General features: G+C 59.4%; 22 protein-coding genes and 4 pseudogenes. 16 read left to right on the top strand and 10 right to left on the bottom strand.

All coding sequences use genetic code 11. The annotated features are described in order from the left end of the window. Positions 1-110: 110 nt before the first annotated feature. Together LOY56_RS18190 and LOY56_RS18185 are read right to left on the bottom strand one after the other, a co-directional pair. Positions 111-593, bottom strand: coding sequence for a hypothetical protein (locus tag LOY56_RS18190; RefSeq protein WP_258616202.1), 483 nt, complete (start codon positions 591-593; stop codon positions 111-113). A gap of 275 nt (positions 594-868) precedes the next feature. Continuing rightward, positions 869-1093 (bottom strand): hypothetical protein, encoded by a 225-nt coding sequence (locus LOY56_RS18185; protein ID WP_007898912.1) that lies wholly within the window; start codon positions 1091-1093, stop codon positions 869-871. A gap of 981 nt (positions 1094-2074) precedes the next feature. On the opposite strand from LOY56_RS18185, the gene LOY56_RS18180 reads away from it, so the two are divergent. Together LOY56_RS18180 and rmuC are read left to right on the top strand one after the other, a co-directional pair. Further along, positions 2075-2398, top strand: coding sequence for a sel1 repeat family protein (locus LOY56_RS18180; RefSeq protein ID WP_258616201.1), 324 nt, complete (start codon positions 2075-2077; stop codon positions 2396-2398). A 175-nt stretch (positions 2399-2573) separates the two neighbouring features. Then, positions 2574-3938 carry a DNA recombination protein RmuC gene (gene rmuC / locus LOY56_RS18175; protein WP_258622766.1) on the top strand — a complete coding sequence of 455 codons (1365 nt, stop codon included), beginning with the start codon at positions 2574-2576 and terminating at the stop codon, positions 3936-3938. Positions 3939-4058: 120 nt separating this feature from the next. Here rmuC and LOY56_RS18170 read toward each other — a convergent pair whose 3' ends face one another. Further along, positions 4059-7529, bottom strand: coding sequence for a PAS domain-containing hybrid sensor histidine kinase/response regulator (locus LOY56_RS18170; RefSeq protein WP_258616199.1), 3471 nt, complete (start codon positions 7527-7529; stop codon positions 4059-4061). 173 nt (positions 7530-7702) lie between these two features. Further along, positions 7703-8242: a TetR/AcrR family transcriptional regulator gene (locus LOY56_RS18165; protein WP_258616198.1), complete on the bottom strand. Its 540-nt coding sequence runs from the start codon at positions 8240-8242 to the stop codon at positions 7703-7705. A 91-nt stretch (positions 8243-8333) separates the two neighbouring features. Between LOY56_RS18165 and LOY56_RS18160 the strand changes: the two genes are divergently transcribed. The 4 genes and pseudogenes from LOY56_RS18160 (at position 8334) to LOY56_RS18145 (ending at position 12903) form a co-directional block, all read left to right on the top strand. Next, positions 8334-9527: an MFS transporter gene (locus LOY56_RS18160; protein WP_258616196.1), complete on the top strand. Its 1194-nt coding sequence runs from the start codon at positions 8334-8336 to the stop codon at positions 9525-9527. A gap of 42 nt (positions 9528-9569) precedes the next feature. Next, positions 9570-9647 (top strand): annotated as a pseudogene (locus LOY56_RS18155) (cupin); the annotation flags it as partial. A 105-nt stretch (positions 9648-9752) separates the two neighbouring features. Then, positions 9753-10904, top strand: a complete 1152-nt coding sequence (locus tag LOY56_RS18150) for a TDT family transporter (protein ID WP_258616195.1) — start codon at positions 9753-9755, stop codon at positions 10902-10904. A gap of 123 nt (positions 10905-11027) precedes the next feature. Beyond that, positions 11028-12903, top strand: a pseudogene (locus LOY56_RS18145) (MFS transporter). 110 nt (positions 12904-13013) lie between these two features. On the opposite strand, the gene codA reads toward LOY56_RS18145, so the two are convergent. From codA to queD, 4 genes and pseudogenes are all read right to left on the bottom strand, one after another. Next, entirely contained in the window at positions 13014-14261 is a 1248-nt protein-coding gene (codA, locus tag LOY56_RS18140; protein ID WP_258616194.1) for a cytosine deaminase, read from the bottom strand. A 13-nt stretch (positions 14262-14274) separates the two neighbouring features. Beyond that, positions 14275-14424 (bottom strand): annotated as a pseudogene (locus LOY56_RS18135) (cytosine permease); the annotation flags it as partial. 179 nt (positions 14425-14603) lie between these two features. Beyond that, a complete protein-coding gene (locus tag LOY56_RS18130) occupies positions 14604-15434 on the bottom strand; it encodes an alpha/beta fold hydrolase (RefSeq protein WP_258616192.1) in 831 nt (276 codons plus the stop codon). A 261-nt stretch (positions 15435-15695) separates the two neighbouring features. Then, the gene (queD, locus tag LOY56_RS18125; protein ID WP_017736453.1) at positions 15696-16052 is read right to left on the bottom strand and encodes a 6-carboxytetrahydropterin synthase QueD; all 357 of its coding nucleotides are present in this window, start codon (positions 16050-16052) and stop codon (positions 15696-15698) included. 293 nt (positions 16053-16345) lie between these two features. Here queD and LOY56_RS18120 point away from each other — a divergent pair, with 293 nt between their 5' ends. The 8 genes and pseudogenes from LOY56_RS18120 (at position 16346) to LOY56_RS18090 (ending at position 22476) form a co-directional block, all read left to right on the top strand. Next, positions 16346-16651 carry a PepSY domain-containing protein gene (locus LOY56_RS18120; protein ID WP_258616188.1) on the top strand — a complete coding sequence of 102 codons (306 nt, stop codon included), beginning with the start codon at positions 16346-16348 and terminating at the stop codon, positions 16649-16651. A gap of 38 nt (positions 16652-16689) precedes the next feature. Beyond that, positions 16690-16971 carry a PepSY domain-containing protein gene (locus tag LOY56_RS18115; RefSeq protein WP_408980344.1) on the top strand — a complete coding sequence of 94 codons (282 nt, stop codon included), beginning with the start codon at positions 16690-16692 and terminating at the stop codon, positions 16969-16971. A gap of 3 nt (positions 16972-16974) precedes the next feature. Beyond that, positions 16975-17643: a response regulator transcription factor gene (locus LOY56_RS18110; protein WP_258616182.1), complete on the top strand. Its 669-nt coding sequence runs from the start codon at positions 16975-16977 to the stop codon at positions 17641-17643. Further along, positions 17640-18953 (top strand): sensor histidine kinase, encoded by a 1314-nt coding sequence (locus LOY56_RS18105; RefSeq protein ID WP_258616177.1) that lies wholly within the window; start codon positions 17640-17642, stop codon positions 18951-18953. Before LOY56_RS18110 ends, LOY56_RS18105 begins: the two co-directional genes overlap by 4 nt. A 204-nt stretch (positions 18954-19157) precedes the next feature. Beyond that, on the top strand, positions 19158-20474 hold the full coding sequence (locus tag LOY56_RS18100) for a Na+/H+ antiporter family protein (protein ID WP_258622765.1): 1317 nt from the start codon (positions 19158-19160) through the stop codon (positions 20472-20474). Between the two features lie 70 nt (positions 20475-20544). Then, positions 20545-21363: pseudogene (locus tag LOY56_RS27060) on the top strand (cache domain-containing protein); the annotation flags it as partial. Positions 21364-21399: 36 nt separating this feature from the next. Further along, positions 21400-22221, top strand: coding sequence for a methyl-accepting chemotaxis protein (locus LOY56_RS27055; protein ID WP_408980391.1), 822 nt, complete (start codon positions 21400-21402; stop codon positions 22219-22221). Between the two features lie 96 nt (positions 22222-22317). After that, a complete protein-coding gene (locus tag LOY56_RS18090; protein WP_258616173.1) occupies positions 22318-22476 on the top strand; it encodes a metallothionein in 159 nt (52 codons plus the stop codon). A 69-nt stretch (positions 22477-22545) separates the two neighbouring features. Here the strand turns inward: LOY56_RS18090 and LOY56_RS18085 are convergent, their stop codons facing one another. Further along, on the bottom strand, positions 22546-22773 hold the full coding sequence (locus tag LOY56_RS18085; protein WP_258616172.1) for a DUF6555 family protein: 228 nt from the start codon (positions 22771-22773) through the stop codon (positions 22546-22548). A 270-nt stretch (positions 22774-23043) separates the two neighbouring features. On the opposite strand from LOY56_RS18085, the gene selD reads away from it, so the two are divergent. Further along, a complete protein-coding gene (selD, locus tag LOY56_RS18080; protein ID WP_258616171.1) occupies positions 23044-24078 on the top strand; it encodes a selenide, water dikinase SelD in 1035 nt (344 codons plus the stop codon). After that, entirely contained in the window at positions 24078-25181 is a 1104-nt protein-coding gene (mnmH, locus tag LOY56_RS18075) for a tRNA 2-selenouridine(34) synthase MnmH (protein ID WP_258616170.1), read from the top strand. Before selD ends, mnmH begins: the two co-directional genes overlap by 1 nt. Positions 25182-25236: 55 nt before the next feature. Here the strand turns inward: mnmH and LOY56_RS18070 are convergent, their stop codons facing one another. Beyond that, the gene (locus tag LOY56_RS18070) at positions 25237-25911 is read right to left on the bottom strand and encodes a histidine phosphatase family protein (RefSeq protein ID WP_258616168.1); all 675 of its coding nucleotides are present in this window, start codon (positions 25909-25911) and stop codon (positions 25237-25239) included. Between the last annotated feature and the right edge of the window lie 259 nt (positions 25912-26170).

The following is a 26170-nucleotide window of genomic DNA, read 5'->3' as shown; positions in this document are numbered from 1 at the left end:
CAACATTTTTGTCCGGGCGCTATAGCCTGTTTCGCTTGAGTTAGAGCGGTTTTGTAGGACAATCCGACCAGAATCGCTACCTGTTGTGCGATATTCGAAAAACGGGTGGATCAGCAGGCGAGTTGATTCAATGACGACACGCAGGTTTGCCAGGCGCAGGTAAAATCTCGCAAACGTCCTTGGGGCTGAAAGGTCTGGCGCCAGATTCGGGCCATTCCCAGCAAGTCATCGGAAGCGGGGAGGGGCGTGTTCTGCTCTTCTACCAGCAGCCAGGCGATGGCGGTGGCGTAACGCAGGTTCACGGTCAATTCCAGGTGCGGGCCGCTGAGAAAAGCATGCTGGCTGGCCAAGCCGCGTACCAGGCTCGCCCGATCCGGGTCCAGGGCCAGGTAATGATCCCAAAGGGCTTGGTGGCGGGGTTCGGCGATTCGGTACAGGCCATGTCCACGACGGTCATGCAGGGCCGAACCAAGGGCAGACTGACTGGCGGCGATGCCCAGTAGCAGGGATTCGGCGGTCGCGCTGTGGCGTCCGAGGTAGATCAATGTCGGACGAATCACATAACGGCACAGTTCGCTGGCAGCGATACCCATAATGCCCTCGAATCTTGAAGTGATCGGCGATACCTGAAGGGGGCCTTGGCAGCAGTGGATCGATTCAGGCTCGCCGGAAGCGGATCAAGCCGCTTGAGTTGAAGTGTAGTGTCATAATTTTGCTGTAAAGGACTGTTTTTAAAATATTTCCAGCTTCGAGTTATAACCGTTATATCGGTTGGTGCTTAGCCGAATGCCATGAAATGAGAAATAACGGGCAATAAAAAGCCCCGCTTTTCAGCAGGGCTTTTGAGGTTTTCAGTCTTTCTGGCGTCTCAGGCAACCAGTGCCTGGCGAGTACGCTCGATCACAGCCTGCAGCGGTTCTGCGCTGGAGTATTGGTCGGGGTACAGGCGTTCGCTGTGACGAGCGATGCCGTGTTCGTTGACCAGCGTGAAGCTGAAGCAGCCTTTGCGAGCGGCCATGATCAGGCAGTTCATTGGAGCAAAAGCGTTGGTTAGGGTGCGAATGGCATCCTGGGTGTGGATTTGAGTGGACATAATGGGTGTTCCTACAAGCGACACGGATAAGAACCGTGCAAAGTTAAAACGTTCCAGTGACGACGACCACCATTGGTCGAACGAAGAACCCGACTGGAACAAAGCAGCCAGTTTGAAGCGCTGATAAGTTGGCGCGCTTGGGCTGGCAGGTAGGTACTTAGGAGGGCAGGCAACACATCAAGGGCAAAGGTTCTGGGCCCGGGGTGAAGATCCTGATCAATTTGCAGGCTGGTTCGGTCAGAGTAAGTGAGCTTGGCAACACCCTTTGCTTTCGATTCAAAGGCTGTGTTGGCGCAAGATTTACCTGGAAACCATCGAGGTGGTCGATCCCGTTTTTGTCGGTGGAGGCTTCTCTCAGAGAAGGCTGACCGGAGGATTTATTCGACCAGAATTGACTTTCAGCTTGGTACTAACGCCGCGGATACTAACGGATTGAAAGGCCGAAGGGAAGTCGATATGTAAAAAAAGGCAGAAGTGCCCGTCGACAAGTTTCGAGTGACCTCACGTAAGAGCAGACTAATGCCCCGTAATAGCGCGGTACCCCGACCAATGATCCACGACAAGGACAGAGCCAGGATCAATCGGTAATGCGGGTTGCCCGGGTTTTCCCCCGGATGTGACCGAAAAAAGCGCCGAAAAAGCGCACCGATATAACCGTCTCGTAGAGACTTGTGCACATAAGTTGCGCGGGCTGTCATCCCACTGTCATCCGCGTCTCAATGGGAGTGGGTGCCTGTAACGAAAATTTAAGTCAATGAAAAACATCGCTTTTTTTTACTGGTGAAAAAATCGTCAGTTTGACTGCGAGCCCCATTCCATAGGGCTTTGCGCGAGTTCAAAGGAGGTTGTCCACTGAGTTATCCACAGCTTCTGTGGATTGTCCCAAGCGCTTGCTCTAGGACGGGCGTGCAGGCTTTTTCGACTTTACCCGTACGAAAAAAGAGTAGAGTGGCGCGCCTTCCGATCTGCCCACAGTGCTTTATGAAGTTTCGTTCAGTATCAGCCTCTACTGCCTCGCCCCCCTCCAGTATTAACCCTCCCAAACGTTTTTCGATGCGCGTGGCCGAGTGGCTACTGGACAGCCCGCGCCTGGGTGAAAACACCAACGTCAAACACTTCGCCGGACGCTTGCTCAAGCAGCCTGCCCGTGAAGGTATCGTGGCTGCGCAAAGCCGTCTCGGGCAGCTGATGTGTCGCGAATGCGGGAACACCCGGGATCGCCGCATTGGCCAGGAGCTGTTGCGTCAGGCTGCACGTGCGGGCGACCGACGCGCGCAACAGGAACTCGGCCGGACCGAAGACTGAGCTGTCCAAGACCTGACGCCTTGGTTAACCTTCACGCCTTATTTAATCGGCAGGAGTGGCTATGGCTATGGACTTGACCAGCGCATTGCTGGGGCTGGCGGGCGCTGGGCTGCCGTTACTGGTATTGGCCTGGCAACTTCAGCGGCGGGCGAGCGCGGGACAGGCCAAGCGGGCGCTGCTGGAAGAGCGCCTCGCCATTGCCCTGCTGACGCAAGACGGTTTGAATGCTCAGCTTGACACTTGCCGTGATGAAGTCGCTGACCTGAGTCAGGCCAACGCCGCCAAACAGGCCGATCTGGCCGCCGTGCGTCGTGAAGTCGAGCTGCTCCAGATCGAACGCGACGATGCCCGCGACGCGGCCCACGCCTGGAATATTGAACGCGCCGGCAAAGAGGCTGAGTTGCGTCGCCTCGACGCTCAGGCCGCTTCCCTTAACGCCGAGCTGCGAGAGCAGCAGGAAGGCCATCAGCAGCGCCTCAACGACCTGCAAGGCTCGCGAGACGAGCTGCGCGCACAATTCGCCGAGCTGGCGGGCAAGATCTTCGACGAGCGTGAGCAGCGTTTTGCCGAAACCAGTCAGCAGCGTTTGGGGCAGTTGCTCGATCCGTTGAAAGAGCGCATCCAGTCGTTCGAAAAACGCGTCGAGGAAAGTTATCAGGCTGAAGCCCGCGAGCGCTTTTCCCTGGCCAAGGAACTGGAACGGCTGCAACAACTGAACCTGCGCCTGAGCGACGAAGCCACCAACCTGACGCGGGCCTTGAAAGGACAGAAAACCCAAGGTAACTGGGGCGAACTGATTCTCGAGCGGGTGCTTGAGCATGCGGGGCTGGAGAAGGGCCGTGAGTACCAGACCCAGGTCAATCTCAAGGGGCCGGACGGTGAGCGTTTTCAGCCGGATGTGATTATTTACCTGCCCGGCGACAAGCAGGTCGTGGTCGATTCCAAGGTCAGCCTCACGGCCTATCAGCAATATGTAGCGGCCGAGGACGATGCCATCGGCCAGATCGCCATCAAGCAGCACGTGCTGTCCCTGCGCACTCACGTCAAAGGCTTGGCCGGCAAGGATTACAAGCGGCTCGACGGCTTGCACAGTCTGGATTTCGTTCTGCTTTTCGTCCCGATCGAAGCGGCGTTTTCTGCGGCGTTGCAGGCTGAGCCGACGCTGTTTCAGGAGGCATTCGACCGCAATATCGTGATCGTCAGCCCAACCACGTTGCTGGCCACTTTGCGGGTTATCGACAGCCTGTGGAAGCAGGAGCGCCAGAGCCAGAACGCCCGGGAAATCGCCGAGCGCGCCGGTTGGCTGTACGACAAGTTCGTGTTGTTTATTCAGGATCTGGACGAGGTCGGCAACCGCCTGCAGCAACTGGACAAGGCCTACAGCGCTGCACGCAATAAGCTGACAGAAGGCCGTGGCAACCTGGTCAGTCGTAGCGAGCAGCTCAAACTGCTTGGGGCACGGGCCAGCAAGAATTTGCCGGCTGAGCTGCTGGAGCGAGCGATGACGGATGTCGATGGCTTGGCCGAATTGCCCGAATAAATTCAAAAGATCAAAAGATCGCAGCCTTCGCCAGCTCCTACGTTGACCGCGTGTAAACCCGATCCTGAGCTGCCGAAGGCTGCGATCTTTTCGAAGGCAACACAAACCTCAATCATCACCCTACAACGGCAAATGCCGACTCAACAACGCCCGCAACGCCGCCGGTTTCACCGGTTTGGCCAGATAATCCAGGCCCGCCGCATGCACCTGGGCTACTGTCTCCGGCCGTCTATCGGCACTGATCACCACTCCTGGCACCGGCTCGCCCAGCTGCGTGCGCAGCCATGCCATCAACTCGGTTCCGGTCTCGCCATCGTCCAGATGGTAATCCACCAGCGCCAATTGCGGACGCACCCCGTCGCCAAGCAGCGTCGCGCATTCCTCGCGGTTGCGCGCGGTCCAGACCTGGCAACCCCAGCGCGTGAGCAAACTGTTCATGCCGATCAGGATGCTGTCTTCGTTATCGATACATAGCACCTGCGCGCCGCTGAGCACATGGCCATTGAGTTCGGCGGTTTTGGCCTGCATCGTGGCTTGTACCCGAGCCAGCGGCACGCTGACACTGAACACGCTGCCGCGACCCGGCCAGGAGCGCACGCGCAAGGTGTGGCCCAATACGCGACACAGCCCGTCGGCGATCGCCAGGCCCAGACCCAGGCCTTTCTCGGCCCGGGTCTGGTGGCTGTCGAGGCGTTTGAACTCTTCGAAAATTATCTGTTGTTTGTCTTCCGGAATGCCCGGCCCGCGGTCCCAGACCTCCAGGCACAGCTCGCCATTGCGTCGCCGAACACCGAGCAACACCGGCCCTTTGGCGTAGCGGAAGGCATTGGTCAGGAAGTTCTGCAGAATCCGTCGCAGCAGTTTGATGTCGCTGTCGACGCGTAACGCGCTACCCCTGACGCGGAATTTCAGCCCCTGTTCTTGAGCCAGTGCCTTGAACTCGGCACCCAGTGTATGGAACAACGCATTGAGCTCGAAGGGCTTGCGATCAGGGTTGATCTTGCCGTTTTCCAGGCGGGAAATGTCCAGCAGGTCGCTGATCAGGTCTTCGGCCGAGCGTAGCGAACTGTCCAGGTGGTGAACCAGTTTTTGCGCCTCACTGGATAAGCTGTCCTCCTGGTGGGAGAGGGCGGCAGAGAACAATCGCGCAGCATTCAGCGGTTGCATCAAGTCATGGCTGACGGCGGCCAGAAAACGGGTTTTCGACTGGTTGGCCGATTCGGCGGTGCCTTTGGCTTCGGTCAGGGCAATGTTGAGTTGCGACAATTCGTGGGTCCGTTCGATGACCCGTTGCTCGAGGCCTTCGTTCGCTTCGGTCAGTGCCTGCTCGGCCTCGCGGAACGCGGTGATGTCGGTGAAACTCATGACAAAACCGCCGCCGGGCATCGGGTTACCGATCAGCTCGATCACTTGTCCATTGGGGAACAATCGTTCGGAGGTATGGGCGCGGCCCTGACGCATCCAGTGCAGACGACGGGCGACATGCACTTCGGCTTCGCCGGGGCCGCACAGACCGCGCTCGGCGTTGTAGCGAATGATGTCGGCAATCGGCCGGCCAACGCTGATCAAACCGTCGGGGTAGTTGAATAACTCAAGGTAGCGCCGGTTCCAGGCCACCAGTTTCAGCGACTGGTCGATCACGCTGATACCCTGGGTAATGTTTTCGATGGCGCCTTGCAGCAGGGCGCGGTTGAACTGCAGCACTTCCGAGGTTTCATCGGCAATCCGCACGACATCCTCTAGTTGCATCTCCCGACCTTCAATGGCGGCTTTTACCACCGCTCGGGTAGAAGAGGCGCCGAGCACACCGGCCAGCAAGCGTTCGGTATGGGCGATCCATTCGCTGTCGGCGTTCTGGTTCAGGTTGAAGCCTTTGCCCTCACGGTAGGCGAAACGGATGAAGCTCTGACGAGCGCGTTCTTCGCCGACAAAACGGGCGGCCAGTTCCAGCAAATCGTTGATTTGTACCGCCAGCATTGAACGGGCGTTGGGGCGGGCGCTGATTTCCTGGCCAATGAAGCGGCCGGCCTGCCAGTGCTCCGAAACCCGCGTGCGCGACAGCACCGAAACCCAGGCGAACAAGGTGAAGTTGCCCGCCAGGGACAGCACCACGCCTTGAGTCAGCGGCGTGATCGGCAGGTTCAACGGGTTGCCTTGCAGCCATGCCAGGCCCGGAAAACTGCTCAGAGGCAAGCCGAGACTATTGGCGGCGATCGGCAACACAAGGGTGTAGAACCACAGGAACGTGCCGGCGGCCAGTCCGGCGAACACCCCGCGACGGTTAGCCTGTTTCCAATACAGCGCGCCGAGCATGGCCGGGGCCAGTTGGGTCACGGCGGCGAAGGCGATCTGGCCGATGGTCGCCAGGCTCGCGGTCGAACCCAGCAGTCGATAACTGACGTAGGCCAGCAGCAGAATGATCACGATGCTCAGCCGGCGCACCGACAGCATCCACTGGCGGAACACTTCGAACGGCCGCTCGGCGTTGTTACGCCGCAGTAACCAGGGCAGCAGCAGGTCGTTGGAAAGCATGGTCGACAGTGCCACACTGGCCACGATCACCATCCCGGTAGCTGCCGAAGCCCCGCCGATAAACGCCAGCATCGCCAGAGCCGGGTGAGATTCGGCCAGGGGAAGGCTGATGACGAATGAGTCCGGCAACACCGAACTGGGCAGCAACATCTGACCGGCCAGCGCGATCGGCACGACAAACAATGCCGCCAGTGCCAGATAGGCCGGGAACACCCACTTGGCCAGGCGCAGGTCCTGGGGATCGATGTTTTCCACCACGGTCACGTGGAACTGCCGGGGCAGGCAGATGATCGCCATCATTGCTACACCGGTCTGCACCACCATTGACGGCCAGTTGATGGTTTCTTTCCAGTACGCTTCGAGGCGGGGGGCGAGCATGGCCTGATCGAACAGGTCGTCGAAACCGTCATACAAGCCATAGGTCACGTACGCGCCCACGGCGAGAAAAGCGAACAGCTTGACCAGCGACTCAAAGGCAATGGCCAGCACCATGCCGCGGTGGTGTTCGGTGGCGTCGAGGTTGCGGGTACCGAAAACGATGGTGAACAGTGCCAGCACCAGGGACACGATCAGAGCCGTGTCTTGCGCGCGCGTGCCCATGGCGTCGGCACCGGCGCCGATCAGCAGGTTCACGCCCAGCACGATACCCTTGAGTTGCAAGGCGATGTAGGGCAACACGCCGACCAGACAGATCAGCGCCACCACCACCGCCAGCGACTGGGATTTGCCGTAGCGGGCGGCGATGAAGTCGGCGATCGAGGTGATGCTCTCCTGTTTGCTGATCATCACCATTTTTTGCAGGACCCACGGCGCGCATACCAGCAGCAGGATCGGCCCGAGGTAGATCGGCAAGAATGACCAGAGTTGTTCGGCCGCCTGGCCCACGGCGCCAAAGAACGTCCAGCTAGTGCAATAAACGGCCAGCGACAGGCTGTACACCCAGGCACGCACCCGTGGCGGCAACGGCGTGCTGCGACGGTCGCCGTAAAAGGCGATAGCGAACAGGATGGCCATATAGGCCAGGGCGACGGTGGCGATCAACCCGATGGACAGCGACATGGGAACTCCAGACAAAAAGACATCCGGGACTCCGCCCGATCAGGACAGTCTCGCATGGCCGCTTGAGTTAGTCAGTGTCGACCAAGGTCGTGACGTGGTGGGGTGTCGCAGGTTGAGAGACCGCCAGATCGTTGGTGTCTGTGCGGCCTTTGCGAGCCTGCTCGCGATGGCGGTTACTGACTCAACGCAATATCAATCAACCGATGCAACTCTTCAACCTCCAGCGCCTTCGCCGCAAACAGGAGGCGAAACACCGTCGGCGCCACCACCATATTGATCAGCCGATCGACACTCGGCTTCGGCTGCCCGGGGTAGCGATCCAGAATCGTCTGCAATTGCCCGCCAATGATCATCACGCAATAGCCCGGCGTGGCGCTGGATTGCACGTCGCGCATCATGTTGCGCCCGGGCTCGGAACTCATTTCGTCCAGATACTGCTCCGCCCAGGCCCGCACATCACCGCGCAGGCTGCCGGTGTTGGCCGGTTCGCTGTCGGGGCGCATGCGGGCGAGGGCGACGTCGGCCAGTAGCGCCGACAGATCACCCCAGCGCCGGTAAATGGTCGACGGCGTTACCCCGGCCCGAGCAGCGATTTGCGGCACAGTCACGCTCGCGCGATCTTGTTCTTCGAGGAGCGCGCGGACTGCCAAATGAATCGACTCTTGCACCCTGGCGCTGCGGCCACCAGGACGTAAACCTTCTTTAATAGCCATACGGCGGACCTTAACACAAAGAATTTGCTTTAAGCGTTTACCAGTAGCACACTCCGCAAAAGCAAAAAATTAGCTTTTGCGGAGTGTGCTTATGTCCCGTCTAACGTCAAACCGTTCCAGCCTGTGGTTTCTGGCGCTCACCTTACTCAGTTTTCTCGCCGCTTCCACCGCGCCAACGCCGTTGTATCACTTGTATCAAGAACACCTGCAGTTCTCGGCAGCGACCCTGACCCTGATTTTCGGCGTTTACGCCCTCAGCTTGCTGGCGGCGTTGCTCTCGGTCGGTTCGCTTTCGGATTATCTGGGGCGCAAACCGGTGATTTTTACCGCCGTTTTGCTGAACATGCTGGCGATGTTGCTGTTCATCAACGCCGACAGCGTCGCCTGGCTGATCAGTGCGCGGGTCCTGCAGGGTTTTGCCACGGGCATGGCCACCGCCGTTTTAAGTGCGGCGCTGCTGGACACCGACCGTCAGCAAGGGCCAATGGTCAATAGCGTCGCGCCGTTGCTGGGCATGGCGCTGGGTGCGATGGGTTGCGGCGTATTGGCCGAGTTTGCGCCGCTGCCGCTGCAACTGACCTATTGGGTGCTGTTCGCGCTGTTTGTGATGCAAGCGCTGTACGTCTGGCGCCTGCCGGAAAGCGTCACCCGACAACCGGGCGCCTGGGCCTCGTTGCGCCCGACCTTGCATGTGCCGATTCAGGCGCGGCGTACGTTGTGGCGGGTGCTGCCGATAGATCTGGCGGTGTGGGCGCTCGGTGGTTTTTTCGCTTCCCTGGCGCCGTCTCTGGTGCGGACCGCCACTGGGTCCACCTCGAATCTGATTGGCGGGGCTACGGTGGCCGTATTGACGGTGACCGGTGCATTGATGATCTACACCTTGCGCAATCGGCCGGCCGACAAAGTCTTACTGTTGGGCGCGAGCCTGCTGCCTGCGGGCGTTGCGCTGATTCTGCTGGCGGTACACAGTGCCAGCCTGCCATTGTTTTTCTTCGGCACCCTGGTGGCGGGCGGCGGGTTTGGCGCGGGCTTCCTGGGTGCCCTGCGAAGCATCGTGCCGCTGGCCTTGCCTCATGAGCGGGCGGGTTTGATGTCGGCGTTTTATGTGCTCAGTTACCTGGCTTTCTGCTTGCCGTCGTTGCTGGCTGGCAGTCTGACGCGCACCTTTGGACTGGTGGCAACCACCGATGGTTATGGTGCAGTGCTGATCATCCTGTCGCTTGGTGCGCTGTTCGGGTTGATGCGTGAGCGGTCCGTCGAAGTCTGTAACGTCGATGTTCGATGACCGTTAGCCTTGGCAGCGCCATTCAAATCGACGGACCGACCGTCAGTGGGCACCGAGCATGTAGCTCATCCCCTCGGTGTGGCGCGGATATTGGTGATCGAGACCGAAGGCAGCGTCTGAGGCTATATCTGCAAAACAGATAACAGATAGTTATATTACCCGTTATATCGATATTCGATTCGGATCTACCATGAGCTCCACCTCACGAGAGGACAGGAGTTCACCATGACCTGCACCCATAGCGTTAAACCCGGTATCAAACCGCTCAGTCATTTGCAGCACCCTCGAGAGGCCATCCGCCAGTTCACCCCAAACTGGTTCGCGGCGACCATGGGCACGGGTGTATTGGCGCTGGCGCTTGCGCAATTGCCGGTGTCGAATCCCGGTCTGCATGCGTTTGCCGAAGCCCTGTGGCTATTCAACATCGCTTTGTTTGTGTTGTTCACGGCCCTGTATGCCGCGCGGTGGGTCATGTTCTTCGGCGAGGCGCGACGGATTTTCGGCCATTCCACGGTTTCGATGTTTTTCGGCACCATTCCCATGGGCCTTGCGACCCTCATCAATGGTTTTCTGCTGTTCGGTCTGCCGCGCTGGGGCGACGGTGTGATCCATGTCGCTGAAGTGCTGTGGTGGCTGGACGTGGCGATGTCGCTGGCCTGCGGCGTATTGATTCCCTACATGATGTTCACCCGCCAGGAGCACAGCATTGACCAGATGACCGCCGTCTGGCTGTTGCCGGTGGTGGCGGCGGAAGTGGCGGCGGCCAGCGGTGGCTTGCTGGCGCCGCATTTGGTCGATGCTCATTCACAACGGGTAGTGTTGGTGACCAGCTACGCGCTCTGGGCCTTTTCTCTACCTGTCGCGTTCAGCATTCTGACCATTCTGTTGTTGCGCATGGCATTGCATAAATTGCCCCACGAAAACATGGCCGCCTCGAGCTGGCTGGCCCTCGGTCCCATCGGAACCGGCGCATTGGGTATGTTGTTGTTGGGTGCCGACGCGCCGGCGATCTTCACCGCCAACGGTCTGCCGGGTATCGGTGAGATCGCCGCGGGGCTTGGGTTGGTGGCCGGCATCACGCTGTGGGGCTTCGGGCTCTGGTGGATGCTGATAGCGTTGTTGATCACCGTGCGTTACTTGCGCGCCGGTATCCCGTTCAACCTCGGCTGGTGGGGCTTCACGTTCCCGCTGGGGGTCTACTCCCTGGCTACGCTGAAACTGGCCAGCACCTTGAACCTGACGTTTTTCAGTGTCTTTGGTTGCGTGTTGGTGGCAATGCTGGCGGTGATGTGGCTGATAGTCGCCAAACGGACAGTGCAGGGCGCATGGCGAGGTGAGCTGTTTGTCTCGCCGTGCATCGCAGGATTAAAGAAATAACCGGCAAAGATTAGGTAATCTGTGGGCTGGATCGACGTTGGACATTCCAATAACAGTATCCACGTCACTCTTTACCTAAAAGCAGCTACCCACTCTCTACCCAACATCAGGGACACATGGAAGATGAGTCACCCCTCTCAGTTCACCTTGCTTCGCACTCGGCGCTTCCTGCCGTTTTTTGTCACGCAGTCACTCGGGGCGTTCAACGACAACATCTTCAAGCAGTCGCTGATTCTTGCCATTCTGTACAAGCTGACTATCGAGGGTGACCGTTCGATCTGGGTCAATTTGTGTGCGTTGCTGTTTATCCTGCCGTTCTTCCTGTTCTCGGCCCTGGCCGGGCAGTTCGGGGAAAAGTTCGCCAAGGACGCGCTGATCCGTCTGATCAAGCTCGGGGAAATCGTCATCATGTCGGTGGGCGCGGTCGGTTTCATGTTCGATCACCTGTCGCTGATGCTGCTGGCGCTGTTTGCCATGGGCACCCACTCGGCGCTGTTCGGGCCGGTGAAGTACTCGATCCTGCCGCAGGCGTTGCGCGAAGAGGAGCTGGTGGGCGGCAATGGTCTGGTGGAAATGGGTACCTTCCTGGCGATTCTCGCCGGGACGATTGGTGCCGGGATCATGATGTCCACCAGCAACTACGCTCCGGTCGTGTCCACGGCAATCATCGGTATCGCGGTGCTCGGTTACCTGGCCAGCCGCAGCATTCCCCGGGCCGCGGCGGCATCGCCGCAAATGCGCCTGAACTGGAACATCTTCAGCCAGTCCTGGGCCACCTTGAAGCTGGGCTTGGGGCAAACCCCTGCGGTATCGCGTTCGATCGTCGGCAACTCATGGTTCTGGTTTGTCGGGGCGATTTATCTGACGCAAATCCCGGCCTATGCCAAGGAATGGATGCACGGCGACGAGACGGTGGTGACGCTGATTCTTACGGTGTTCTCGGTCGGTATCGCACTGGGTTCGATGCTCTGCGAGAAACTCTCCGGGCGCAAAGTCGAGATCGGTTTGGTGCCGTTCGGCTCATTCGGTCTGACGGTGTTTGGACTGTTGCTGTGGTGGCATTCCGGCGGAATTCCGGACAGTGTTGCCGGCCATGGCTGGATCGAAGTCCTTGGATTCGGTCACGCCTGGTTGGTGTTGATCGACATTCTTGGGCTTGGGATCTTCGGCGGTTTTTTACATCGTGCCTCTGTATGCGCTGATCCAGTCGCGTACCGTCGAGAACGAGCGTGCGCGGGTGATTGCCGCCAACAATATCCTGAATGCCCTGTTCATGGTGGTGTCGGCGATTGTGTCGATCGTCTTGTTGAGCCTCGCCGAGCTGTCGATCCCGCAGCTGTTCCTGGTGGTGTCGCTGCTGAACATTGGCGTCAACGCCTATATCTTCAAGATCGTCCCCGAGTTCAGCATGCGTTTCATGATCTGGCTGCTTGGCCATTCCATGTACCGTGTCGAGCATCGCAATCTGCAGCTGATTCCCGATGAGGGTGCGGCACTGCTGGTTTGCAACCATGTCTCGTTCGTCGACGCGTTGCTGATTGGCGGTGCAGTGCGTCGGCCGATTCGCTTTGTGATGTATTACAAAATCTACAACCTGCCGGTGCTGAACTTCATCTTCCGCACGGCGGGGACGATTCCGATCGCCGGGCGTCAGGAAGACATTCAGATTTACGAAAAAGCCTTCACCCGCATCGCCCAATATTTGAAGGACGGCGAGTTGGTGTGCATCTTCCCCGAAGGTAAGTTGACTGCTGATGGCGAGATCAATGAATTCAAGGGCGGGCTGACACGGATTCTCGAAGAAACGCCGGTGCCGGTGATTCCGCTGGCGTTGCAGGGGTTGTGGGGGAGTTTCTTCAGCCGTGATCCGGACAAGGGCGTGTTTCGCAGGCTGTGGTCGCGGGTGACCCTGGTGGCGGGGCCGGCAGTGGCCGTTGAAGTGGCTGAACCGGCAACATTGCAAGGGTTAGTGGGGGATTTACGTGGGGCTGTCAGGTAGTGACGCACGACTTCGCTTCAGCGTCTGCTGAGCTGTTCAACCACCGGATGCGGCAAACCGCTCGTCCGGTGGGTGTGGGAGGAGCAAGCCCGTTGCCTCCAACCTGAACTTCAGCCCAGATCGCTGCTGAACGCCACTACCGGCATCTGCCGCTTCATCAATACCTTGCCGCCGCGAATCGAATACAGCGGCAAACCCTGGCTGCGGATCACCTCGTAATCGCTGTCCGCCGACAGAATCAACAGATTCGCCGGTCGCCCTTGTTCCAGCCCATATCGATCGCCCAACGCCATAGCTTTGGCACTGTTTTCAGTAATCAGATCCAGTGCACTTTGCAGATTGCGATAACCGAGCATATGGCAGATGTGCAACCCAGCCTCGAGCACCCGCAGAATGTTGCCGTTACCCAGCGGATACCACGGGTCGACAATCGAATCCTGGCCGAAACACACGTTCATCCCGGCTTCGAGCAACTCATTGACTCGGGTCACGCCACGGCGTTTCGGGAAGGTATCGAAGCGTCCTTGCAGGTGAATGCTTTCGGTAGGGCAGGAGACAAAGCTGATCCCCGAATGCCCGAGCAGCCGAAAGAGTTTGGCGCAGTAGGCGTTGTCGTACGAACCCATCGCCGTGGTGTGGCTAGCGGTAACGCGTGAACCCATGTCGCGGCTGCGGGCCTCTTCGGCCAGCACTTCAAGGAAGCGTGAGTGTGGGTCGTCGGTTTCGTCGCAATGCACGTCCACCAGGCAACCGGTGCGCTCGGCCAGGTCCATGAGGAACTTCACCGAACTGACGCCCTGATCCCGGGTGTATTCGAAATGCGGAATCCCCCCGACCACATCGGCGCCCAGGCGGATCGCTTCTTCCATCAGCTCCCGACCGTTGCGGTACGACTCGATGCCTTCCTGAGGGAACGCGACGATTTGCAGGTCGATCAGGTGGCGGCTTTCCTCGCGGACTTCGAGCATTGCCTTGAGCGCCGTCAGTTCCGGGTCCGTGACGTCGACGTGGGTGCGCACATGCTGAATGCCATGGGCGGCGAGGGTCTGGATGGTCTTCTTGGCGCGAGTCTTGGTGTCTTCCTGGGTGATGGTCGCCTTGCGCTCGCCCCAGCACTCGATGCCTTCGAACAGCGTGCCGCTCATGTTCCAGCGCGGCTCGCCGGCGGTCAGGGTGGCGTCGAGGTGAATGTGCGGCTCGACGAAGGGCGGCACCACCAGATTGCCGCCGGCGTCCAGGTCATCAGGCCCCAGGGACGGTGCTTCGGTTTGCCGGGCGATGCTGTGAATCAGGCCGTTCTCAAGGTGCAACTCATGCAGGCCTTCTTGGTTGCGCAGCCGGGCGTTGATGATGTGCATCAGGCGAATCCTTTTAGAGATCTTGGAGTGGTGCGTCGGCGGTACGGGCACCCAGTACCCCGGTCAATAGCACATACGTTAGCGCGGCAGCGGCAATCCCTACCAGCGGCGCGACCCACGGCGAGCTGAAGGCGGCGACTGTGCCGACCGCATATGCACATAAGCGTGCCCGGATCGTTCTGCGGCATGTGGCGTTCCTTGTTGAATGGACGACGCGGGGATGTTGCAGTGCTCGTGCCAATAGCGCGAGGGTGTTGTTATTTATAGTCGAGCAGGCGGATTTGGCCCGAGGAGGGACACGAAAGCGGTGCGCGTGAAGGAACACATGGAATACGGTTTTTTTCAGGGGGATTCGTGCTGCGGCAAAAACCGCAACAGCGCCGCCACAATCGCCTCCGGCGCATCCTCCTGAACCAGATGCCCGGCATTGGCAATGACATGAAACTGCGCTCCCGCAATCATCTGATGCAGCGCCCGGCCGCGCTCAATGGGAATCCACTGATCGTCTTCCCCCCAAAGAATCTGCACCGGGCAGCGAACCGTCGGGTACAGCGCTTCGACCTCGCGGGTAAAGCGTTCATCCATCTGTGCAATCTGCCGATAGAACGCCGCTTGCCCCGGATCCCCCAGCCAAGGCTGCACATAGGGCGCCAGTTCATGATCGAGAATCTCGCGCTTGATCGCGCCACGAATATAGGCAGGCACTATCGCCTGCTGAATGTAATCGGGCAGCCCACTGAACGCCGCTTCATGCTGATGCACGTGCTGCACGAACGGCGATCCCCAGGGCGACAGTGCCACTGGATCGATCAGCGTCAGGCTGCGGTAATCCTTGCCATTGAGCAGGTGCGCGCGCAACGTGGTGGCACCGCCGAAATCGTGGGCCACCACGTCTGGCCGCTCCAGGCCCCAGTGCTCCAGCAATTGCGCCAACAGTTGGTTTTGTACGCCCAGCGACACATCGCCGTCTGGCTGAGTGGATTGCCCGTAACCCAGCAGATCGAAGTAGTGCACCCGGTGCGTGGTGATGAAGTGCGGCGCAATCCGGTGCCACACATAAGAAGAGAAGGGTGTGCCGTGCACGAACACCAGCGGCGGGCCGTCGCCACGTACGGCGTAGCGAACGGAGTGCCCATTGAAGCGATAGGTCTGAGCCAGCGGCCAGTCAGCCATGGATGCGTCCTCTTGGCGTGTGCGAGCCAAAAAGCATAGGCATAAAAAAACAGCCATTGAAGGCTGTTTCTTTATTCTCTGACGAAACGCAGTTTCCCTGTGGGAGCCCTGTGGCGAGGGAGCTTGCTCCCGTTGGACCGGTCCGCGCTCGGGCGAAGCAGTCCCCTCTTTTTGGGGATAAGGGGGGCGCTTCGCGGCCCAGCGGGAGCAAGCTCCCTCGCCACAGGTCGCTCCCACAGGGATTTACATCTTTAGATCGGTTTACTCACCGCGATAAATGCAACCGCTGGTGCAGGTCTCATGGATACGAATCGCGCTGAGTTCCGGCAGCAGGGGCTTCAGTTCGGTCCAGATCCACTTGGCCAGCACTTCGCTGGTCGGGTTTTCCAGGCCGGGAATGTCGTTCAGATAATTGTGGTCCAGGCGCTCGTAGAGCGGTTTGAAAATCGCCTTGATTTCCGAGAAGTCGCGAATCCAGCCCGTATGCGGATCGAGGTCGCCGCTCAGGTGAATCGCTACTTTGAACGAATGTCCGTGCAGGCGACCGCACTTGTGGCCGTCTGGCACGTGGGGCAGGCGGTGGGCGGATTCGAAGGTAAATTCTTTGAAGATTTCCACAGTGATGTTCAGCTCTGTCAGGTGGCGATCGCCGCGGCGATGTGGGCAGGCGGGGAGTTTACCAGAGCGCCGGGCAAAACACTGACTAAAGGGTCAGCAAGCGCTCGCCGAGGCGACCATTGGCGGCCAGTTTGATGTGGTTGCGGTATACCGGTCTCGATGTCTGGCAGCTCAATCTGTAGGCGCAGTGATGTCACATTGCAACTGCTGATGATGGCAATTCAGTTTCAGTTAAGTTCGAATGACTAAGGTGACCCCCCGTAGCAACACATAAGAAAATACGGAGCCACCCCATGAAAATCCTGACTGCCCTCACCGCATTCCTCATCAGCCTGAGCGCCAGTATCGCCCACGCGCGCGACCTGGGTCCCGACGAAGCCCTGAGACTGCGCGACGCTGGTACCATTGTGTCGTTCGAGACGCTCAACGCCGCTGCATTGGCTAAACACCCCGGCGCCAAAATCACCGCAACCGAGCTTGCACAAGAGTACGGCAAGTACCTCTATCAGGTGGAACTGCGCGACCCGCAAGGCACGGAGTGGGACCTGGAACTGGACGCTGTCAGCGCGCAGGTTCTCAAGGATCATCAGGATACGTAATGAAGGTGTTTGGTTTAAATCGACGCGCCAGCAGTCGAATGGCGCTGGCGCTCCTGGCTTTTTGCTCGGTGGTCATGGCTCGCGACCTGGATCAGGACGAGGCCCTGCGCCTGCGCCAACAAGGTGTGATCCTGCCGCTGGAGCAACTCATGCAGCAAGCGCTGGGCCACTATCCCGGAGCCAAATTGCTGGAAGCCGAGCTTGAGGAAAAACACGACGTCTACATTTATGAAGTCGAACTGCTGACCGCCGAGGGCGTGGTGCGCGAGCTGGACGTCGATGCCACCACCGGCCGTTTACTGAAAGACAAGGAAGATTGACCGATGCGTTTACTCCTGGTGGAAGATCATGTGCCGCTGGCCGACGAGTTGATGGCCGGCCTCAACCGACAGGGTTATGTCGTGGACTGGCTGGCTGACGGCCGCGATGCGGTGTACCAGGGCAGCAGCGAGCCCTATGACCTGATCATCCTCGACCTCGGTCTGCCGGGTTTGCCGGGGCTCGAGGTGCTGGCGCAATGGCGGGCCGGCGGCTTGGCCACGCCGGTGCTGATCCTCACCGCGCGCGGTTCCTGGGCCGAGCGGATCGAAGGCCTCAAGGCCGGCGCCGACGATTACCTGACCAAACCGTTTCACCCCGAAGAGCTGCACTTGCGAATCCAGGCATTGTTACGCCGCTCCCATGGTCAGGCCAATCAGCCGACGCTCAAGGCCGCCGGTTTACATCTGGATGAAAGTCGCCAGTGCGTAATCCGCGACGGCGCCGATATCCAGCTCACCGCCGCCGAATTCCGCCTGCTGCGCTACTTCATGCTGCATCCCGAACAGATCCTTTCCAAAAGCCACCTCGCCGAACACCTCTACGACGGTGAAACCGAACGTGATTCCAATGTGCTGGAAGTCCATGTCAACCACCTGCGACGCAAGCTCGGCCGCAGCGTGATCGAAACCCGTCGCGGTCAGGGTTACCTGTTCGGCGGGCAAGCCCAGTGAGGTCGATCCAGCGCCGCTTGAGCCTGGGCCTGATCAGCGTGATGGTGGTCGTTGGCCTGGTGCTGGCGCAAACCAGTTTATGGCTATTCGAAATGGGATTGCAGCGCTACCTGGAAGCGGGGCTGCGCAACGACAGTGAAAACCTGCTGGTGGCGCTGGTGCGTGGGCCGCAGGGGGTGCAACTGGATGAGCGGCACTTGTCGCCAGCCTATAAACGACCGTTTTCCGGGCATTACTTTCGCATCGACTTTGCTGATAGCCATTGGCGTTCCCGCTCGTTATGGGATCAGGAGCTGCCGCTGCTAGGACACCCTGGTCTGCATAGCAATCTGCAATTGGGGCCGGAAGGGCAGCAGTTGCTGGTATTGCGTTCGGACTATCGTCGGCTGGGCCAGGCGATTTCCATTAGCGTCGCCCAGGACTACACCTCGGTACGCGAGAGCTTCCGGCGTATGCAACAGATCGGTCTGGGCCTGGGTTTGGCCGGGTTGCTGCTGATTCTGCTGTTGCAACGGCTCACCGTGCGTCGCGCCTTGCGCCCGCTGGAAAAGGCCCGCGAGCAAATCGCTCAGTTGCAGCAGGGCCAACGCTCGCAACTCGACGAAGAGGTGCCGGTGGAGCTGGAGCCGCTGGTGGCGCAGATCAACCATTTGCTGGCCCACACTGAAGACAGCCTCAAACGCTCGCGCAATGCCTTGGGCAATCTCGGCCATGCGTTGAAAACTCCGTTGGCGGTGTTGTTGAGCCTGGCTTGCAGCGAACAACTCGATGCTCACCCGCAGCTGCGTAAAGTCATGCAGGCGCAACTGGAACAGATTCAGCAACGGCTCAATCGCGAACTCAACCGGGCTCGATTGTCCGGCGATGCGCTGCCGGGGGCGCTGTTTGATTGCGATGCCGAGCTGCCTGGGTTACTGGCCACCTTGAACATGATTCACGGCGAACACCTCGACCTGAGCTACCGCGCGCCGGCCGGTTTGCAACTGCCATGGGATCGCGAAGATCTGCTGGAGTTGCTGGGCAATCTACTGGACAACGCCTGCAAATGGGCAGATGTCGAGGTTCGGTTGAGCGTGGTCGAAACAGCAGAAAGGTTTGAGTTGAGTGTGGAAGACGATGGCCCCGGAATTCCCGAAGACCAGCGCGCTCAGGTGTTCAGTCGTGGCACACGGCTCGATGAACAGACGGATGGGCATGGCTTGGGATTGGGCATCGTGCGCGACATCGTCGACACATGGGGCGGGGTGTTGAAGTTGCAGGAAAGCGAGTGGGGCGGCTTGAAGGTATTGATCGAATTGCCCAAGCGCTGACACCTGTCTGAAGCAAGCCGATTACCGCGTGGGAGCGAGCAGGCTCGCTCCCACGCGGGATCTTCAGTGGACGGCCGTTCACTTTGACAAGGAGACGATGCTGCGGCAAAGTGCGCGCCCTCTGATAAACCCCTTTCTTTAATCCGCTGGCGGCTCATGCAGGCTGCCGGCCGGACTCATTCCGTATGCCTTGAGGTAACGATGATTAATGCAGTAATTGCCGCGGTCGGCATCATGCTGATACTGAGCCTGTCCCGCGTGCATGTGGTAATCGCGCTGATTGTCGGCGCGCTGGTGGGCGGTCTGACCGGTGGCCTGGGTATCGACGCGACCCTTAAAGCGTTCAACAGCGGCCTCGGCGGCGGTGCGACCGTTGCGTTGTCTTACGCCTTGCTCGGCGCGTTCGCCGTGGCCATCGCCAAGTCCGGCCTGGCCCATGCGCTGGCCGACAAAGCCCTGGCCCTGGTCGATCGCCAGCACGCCAACGGTGGCGGCAATGTCAAATGGCTGCTGATCGGCCTGCTGTGGGTGGTCGCCATCGCCTCCCAGAACATTTTGCCGATTCATATCGCCTTTATCCCGTTGCTGGTGCCGCCATTGTTATATGTGCTGACCAAACTTCAGCTGGACCGTCGATTGATCGCCTGTGTCATTACGTTCGGTCTGATCACGCCGTATATGTTCCTGCCGGTGGGCTTCGGCAACATCTTCCTCAATGAAATCCTGCTGGCCAACGTCGCCCGTAGTGGCGTGGACATCAGTGGCATCAATGTCACCCATGCCATGGGCATTCCGGCACTGGGCATGGTGTTTGGCCTGGCGGCGGCGTTTATCAGCTACCGCAAGAAGCGTGTTTATGACCTCGAGAAAATCGAAAAAGTCGAACAGGTCGCGGTGCAGTACAACCCGATGAGCCTGATGATCGCCGGCCTGGCCATTGCCGTCGCATTCATTGTTCAGTTGCTGTTGGACTCGATGATTATCGGGGCGCTGGTGGGCTTCCTGATCTTTTCGGTGTCGGGCATCGTCAAATGGCGCGACACCGATGATCTGTTCACCGAAGGCATGAAGATGATGGCGATGATCGGCTTCATCATGATCGCCGCATCCGGGTTTGCCGAAGTCATGAAAGCCACCGGCCATGTGCAGACGCTGGTGGAGTCCTCGGCCTCGTGGATCAACCACAGTAAAGGCATTGGTGCGCTGTTGATGCTGCTGGTCGGATTGTTGGTGACCATGGGTATCGGCTCGTCGTTTTCCACGGTGCCGATTCTGGCGGCGATTTTCGTGCCGTTGTGCGTGCAACTGGGCTTCAGCCCGATCGCCATCGTGTGCATCGTCGGTACCGCCGGCGCGTTGGGTGACGCCGGGTCCCCCGCGTCGGACTCGACCTTGGGCCCGACCTCCGGTCTGAATATCGACGGCCAGCATCACCACATCTGGGACACCGTGGTCCCGACCTTCCTGCACTACAACCTGCCGCTGCTGGCGTTTGGCTGGGTGGCGGCGATGGTTCTTTGATGTTCAACTTTTGATCCGGCGTGCCGTTAAAGCCTTTAACCACGCCAATAAAACCAAAAGAGTGAACGTCATGAGCCTGAAGGCTAAAGTCCTGTCCCTTGCCGTCCTCCCGGTGTTGCTCTTTGCGCTGGTCATCAGCCTGACCACACTGTTCATTCTGCAAGAGCAGGCCCGCAAGGAAGTCGAGGAAACCCGTCAGCGACTGCTCAGCGATGCCAAGGCGACCCTGCAAAGTTATGTTGCTGTGGCCATGACCACGATCAAACCGCTCTACGACGCAGCCGCCCCCGGCGATGATGCGGCGCGGGCGCAGGTGATCAAGTTGTTGTCGAGCATCACCTACGGCAAGGACGGCTACTTCTTCGGCTACGACTCCAATACCGTGCGCCTGTTCAAGGCCAGCAGCCCCGAAGGCGTGGGCCAGAGCTTCAAGGACAACCGCGACCCGAACGGCGTCTACGTCAACCGCGATCTGGTGAAAGTCGCCAAGGACGGTACTCACTACCTGCAATACAGCTCGCCGCTGCCCGGCAACACCCAAGTGCTGGTGCCCAAACTCGGCTACACCGAATACCTGTCCAAGTGGGACATGGCGGTCGGCACCTCGATCAATCTCGACGGCATCGAAGCTCAAGTGGCGCTGGTTGAGGTCAAGGTCCAGGAACGCATGCAAGGCGTGGTGCTGAGCATTGTCGGGATTGCGGGGGTGGTGCTGCTGCTGATCGCCGCGGCCGGGATGTTGCTGGCCAACACCATTTTGCGTCCGCTGAACCTGATGAAAGCCAACCTCGATGACATCGCGGCGGGCGAGGGCGACCTGACCCGACGTCTGACCATCACCAGCCAGGATGAACTCGGCGAACTGGCCGGCTCGTTCAACCGTTTCGTCGACAAGATCCACGGCCTGGTGCGGCAGATCACTGAAATGACTTCGCAACTGACCGGGCTGGTGAATCAGGTGTCTGATCAGGCCCAGCGCTCGGATCAGGCCATGGAGCGCCAGCGTCACGAAACCGATCAGGTGGCCACGGCGATCAACGAAATGTCGGCGGCGGCCCAGGAAGTGGCCAAAAGTGCACAAAACGCGGCGGTCGCTGCCCAGCAGACCGACGAAGAAGGCCAGGCCGCCAAGCGCGTGGTGGCTGGCAGTATCGTGAAGATTCATGCATTGGTGAATGACATTCGCAGCAGCGGCGCGTCTCTCGACAGCCTGCAAAAAGACGTGTCGTCGATTGTCAGCGTGCTCGGGGTGATCCGTTCGATTGCCGAGCAGACCAACCTTCTGGCGCTCAATGCCGCCATTGAAGCAGCTCGCGCGGGTGAGGCCGGGCGTGGGTTTGCGGTGGTCGCCGACGAAGTGCGGGCATTGGCCAGTCGCACGCAAATCAGCACCCAGGAAATCCAGAGCATGATCGACCGCTTGCAGGCCGGCACTCAATCGGCCGTCGAGGCCATGCGCCGCTCCAGCGAGGCCGGCGACGGCACGTCGGCCCAGGCCAACGAGGCGGGGGCGTCTCTGGACGCCATGGCCCAGCTGATCGGCACCATCAACTCGATGAACGCCCAGATCGCCAGCGCCGCCGAGGAGCAAACCGCCGTGGCCGAAGAGATCAACCGCAGCGTGCATCAAATTGCCGTGGCCGTAGACAGCGTCGCCGACGAAACCCAGCTCGGCGCCCAGACCTCGCGCAGCCTGGCCGATCTGGGTCGGCGCCTGGGGCAACTGGTCGGGCAATTTCGTATTTGATGTCGTGAGCGGGGCAGGACTGATTCCAACTCCTACACTGGTATTACGGTGCGCCCCCGTCGCACCCGGACGACCCTAACCACGGAGTTCAGACTTATGAATGACGGTACCTGCGACTGCCCGAAATGCAACTGTAAGCTGGGTGAACACCCCATCGTGCGCCACGGCAAGCACTTTTGCTGTGAAGCCTGCGCCAAGCACCACGAACACGGCGAAGAATGCGCCACCAAAGGCTGCAAGTGTGCTAAACACTGACCGTTCAGCCAAAAAGTGGAGCCTTCCAGGCTCCACTTCGATTTGAGTCTTTCCCCTCCTTTTTGACGCTCAACTGGCCGGTCGCCAGGTCACATTCTCGATGCCGAATTTTTCCGCCAGCGGTTTGCTGGTCTTTTGCACCTGCTCACGACCAAAGCGCGGGATCCGGCCGACACCGGCGTCGCAACTTGCCCAGTGCCAAGCCTCTGCATTGTTCATTTTGTCCAGACGGATAATGAAAGACTTGGGCTGGCCATGAAGGGTGTATTCAATAACGAAAAGTTTTGCATTGTTCATAAAGCCAGTATTCCTCCCTGTAGTTATAGAGGGATCGCGAGGCTCGGGGAAAATTCAGTCGAATTGTCGGACGGTGACAGTGACTGGCGACAGCCGGACGCCTCGTAATCATAGAGCCTTCCCGGCCCCCAATGATCCTAGCTTAAGGCCCAAGGTGCGCCGGCGGAACCGTCACAGTCCGTCTCTATGTTGAATACTTCGGCCCTATCGCGAGTAGGCTCGCTCCGTTGCTGTAGAATCCTCGGCATTGACTTCACAAGGTGCCCCCCGATGAGCGAGCCGATTCGTCTGACCCAGTACAGCCACGGCGCAGGTTGTGGCTGCAAGATTTCGCCCCAGGTGCTGGAGGTAATTCTGGCCGGCAGCGGTGCGCAGAACCTGGACCCGAAACTCTGGGTCGGCAACGCCTCGCGCGATGACGCGGCGGTGTATGCCATCGACGAAGAGCGTGGCGTAGTATCGACCACCGACTTTTTCATGCCGATCGTCGACGATCCGTTCGACTTCGGTCGCATAGCCGCCACCAACGCCATCAGCGATATCTACGCCATGGGCGGCGATCCGTTGATGGCGATTGCGATCCTCGGCTGGCCGGTCAATGTGCTGGCGCCGGAGATTGCCCGGGAAGTGATTCGCGGCGGGCGTTCGGTCTGCGATGAAGCGGGGATCCCACTGGCTGGCGGCCATTCCATCGACGCGCCAGAACCGATCTTCGGCCTGGCCGTGACCGGGCTGGTGGAAAAGCGCCACATGAAGCGCAACGACACCGCCACCGCCGGTTGCTTGCTGTATCTCACCAAGCCCTTGGGCATCGGCATCTTCACCACGGCCGAGAAGAAGGGCAAGTTGCGCCATGCCGACATTGGCCTGGCGCGCGACTGGATGTGCACCCTGAACAAACCCGGCAGCCGTTTCGGCAAACTCGACGGCGTGACCGCGATGACCGACGTCACCGGTTTTGGCCTGCTCGGGCACTTGGTGGAAATGGCCGACGGCAGCAACGTGACCGCCCGCATCGAATATGACCGGGTGCCGCGCCTGCCGGGTGTCGAGTACTATCTTGATCAGGGCTGTGTGCCGGGCGGCACGCTGCGCAATTTTGACAGTTACGCCAACAAGGTTGGCCGGCTCCAGGAGTTGCATAAACGCGTGCTCTGCGACCCGCAGACCAGCGGCGGCCTGCTGATTGCTGTCACCCCTGAAGGTAACGAACAATTCCTCAAAATAGCCGCCGAACTCGGCCTGAGCCTTGAGCCGATCGGCGAACTGGTTGAGCGACAGACCAACGCGGTAGAGGTGTTTTGATGTCCATCGACTTCACCGATTACCGCGACATCTTTCTCAACGATCGGCCGATGATGGATACCCGCGCGCCGGTCGAATTCCTCAAGGGCTCATTCCCCGGCGTGGTCAACCTGCCGCTGATGAATGACCTCGAGCGGCAACGGATCGGCACTTGCTACAAGCAGCAAGGTCAGCAAGCGGCCATCACGCTGGGGCATCAATTGGTGTCTGGCGAGATCAAGGCCGAGCGCATCCAGGCCTGGGCCGATTTTGCCCGGGCGCATCCAGATGGCTATTTATATTGTTTTCGCGGCGGGCTACGTTCGCAGATCGTTCAGCAGTGGCTGAAGGACGAAGCGGGTATCGACTATCCGCGGGTCGGTGGCGGCTACAAGGCCATGCGCACCTTTTTGCTCGACACGCTCGATCAGGCCATTGCCCAGTGCGATTTCGTTTTGCTGGGTGGCATGACCGGCACCGGCAAGACCGAGGTGCTCACGCAATTGAACAACGGGCTGGACCTTGAAGGCCACGCCCATCATCGCGGCTCCAGTTTCGGCAAGCGCGCCACCGGCCAGCCCTCCAACATCGACTTTGAAAATCGCTTGGCCGTGGACGTGCTGAAGAAGCGCGCCCGCGGTATCGAACAGTTCGTGCTGGAAGACGAGAGCCGCGCGATTGGCAGTTGCGCCTTGCCGCTGCCGCTGTATCAGGGCATGCAGCAATTTTCGATGGTCTGGCTGGAAGACAGCCTGGAAGGGCGGGTCGAGCGGATCCTGCGTGATTACGTGGTGGACTTGTGCGCCGAGTTCATCGAAGTGCATGGCGATGAAGGCTTCGCGCTGTTTTCCGAACGTTTGCTGGCGAGTTTGAACAATGTCCAGAAACGGTTGGGTGGCGAACGTCATCAGCGGATGTTGATTTTGATGGAAGCCGCGCTGGCAGAACAGGCGAATAGCGGCGCGGTGGATTTGCACCGGGACTGGATCGAAGGGTTGCTGCGTGAGTATTACGACCCGATGTATGCGTTTCAGCGGGAGAAAAAGGGGACGCGGATCGAGTTTGTCGGGGAGCGGGGGGCGGTGCTCGAATATCTGAGAGCGCGAGGTAACCAGCGGGGTTAGGTGGCGGGTTTACTGGCCTCTTGCCCGCGAAGAGGCCTGACAGCCGCCCGACCGCTTACGTCGGACAGCTCTCCCGACCGTTATCCAACCCTTGCTTGTAGCTGTGGCTCTGCAGGCTGGCCTTGCCGTTGTGCCAGGTCAGCGTGAGCACGTACAGCGAGTCGTAGTCGCTCGATTCCCAGTCATCGGTGATGTTCTGTTTTTTGCCGACGGCTTCCCCGGCGACCTTGTTGATCAGTTCGGGTAAGTAACCATGGGACCAGGCCGTATAGATGACCGAGTTGTGATACTTGTCATGGAGCAGTTCATCCGCCAGATTGCTGGTGTCGTTAGCCGAGAAGTTGATGTTCACCGGCAAACCAAGCTTGATCGCGCTGGGACTGATGGTCATCAGGGGGCGGATGTAACTATAGGAATTATCCAGTTCGCCTTCCTCGACATTGCGCGTCGGGTTGGCGGCAAACACGTAGTTGGCCTTGCCGAATTTTTCCGGCAACAAGGTGGCCAGGTCAATGGCGCGGTTCAGTCCCTGACAATTGAGCTGACCCAGGCCGCCGGCGGGTTTTTCCGCGTGGCGCAGGAACACCAGCGTCTGGGTGCCGTCCGCCGGTTGGGCGCGGCTGTCACTGGACTCCAGCGACAAAAACAAGGCGCTGACCGCCAGCAGAGAGGGCAGGAAGACATAAGCACGATGTTTGAAGCGTTGGGCGAATTTCAATGGATTCATCATCGAATAGGTCTCTCCAGCGTATTCGGTTAAGGCTGACAAGCTTTCACACTGCGAGCGCCCGGCATCGAGTGTTTTCCATGTCGTTGCTCCGGTCCGTTTTCTAAAGGGCAATGCTCAGAGTCCTCTGAAGCCCTTTGGTTCGATCCGTGCCTGGAACTTTAGCCACCCTTGAACGGATTGGAGGAAAGGTTATCGACAAGATGTTGCGGATTTATGGACGAGGCATATTTCCTGTTACCCGGCTTCCTCGTAGGCGCAG

It is taken from the genome of Pseudomonas sp. B21-048, assembly GCF_024748615.1.
In the GTDB taxonomy this organism is placed as follows: domain Bacteria; phylum Pseudomonadota; class Gammaproteobacteria; order Pseudomonadales; family Pseudomonadaceae; genus Aquipseudomonas.
The sequence above is the reverse complement of the archived record's forward strand: the minus strand, read 5'-3'. Positions and strand labels throughout refer to the sequence as shown.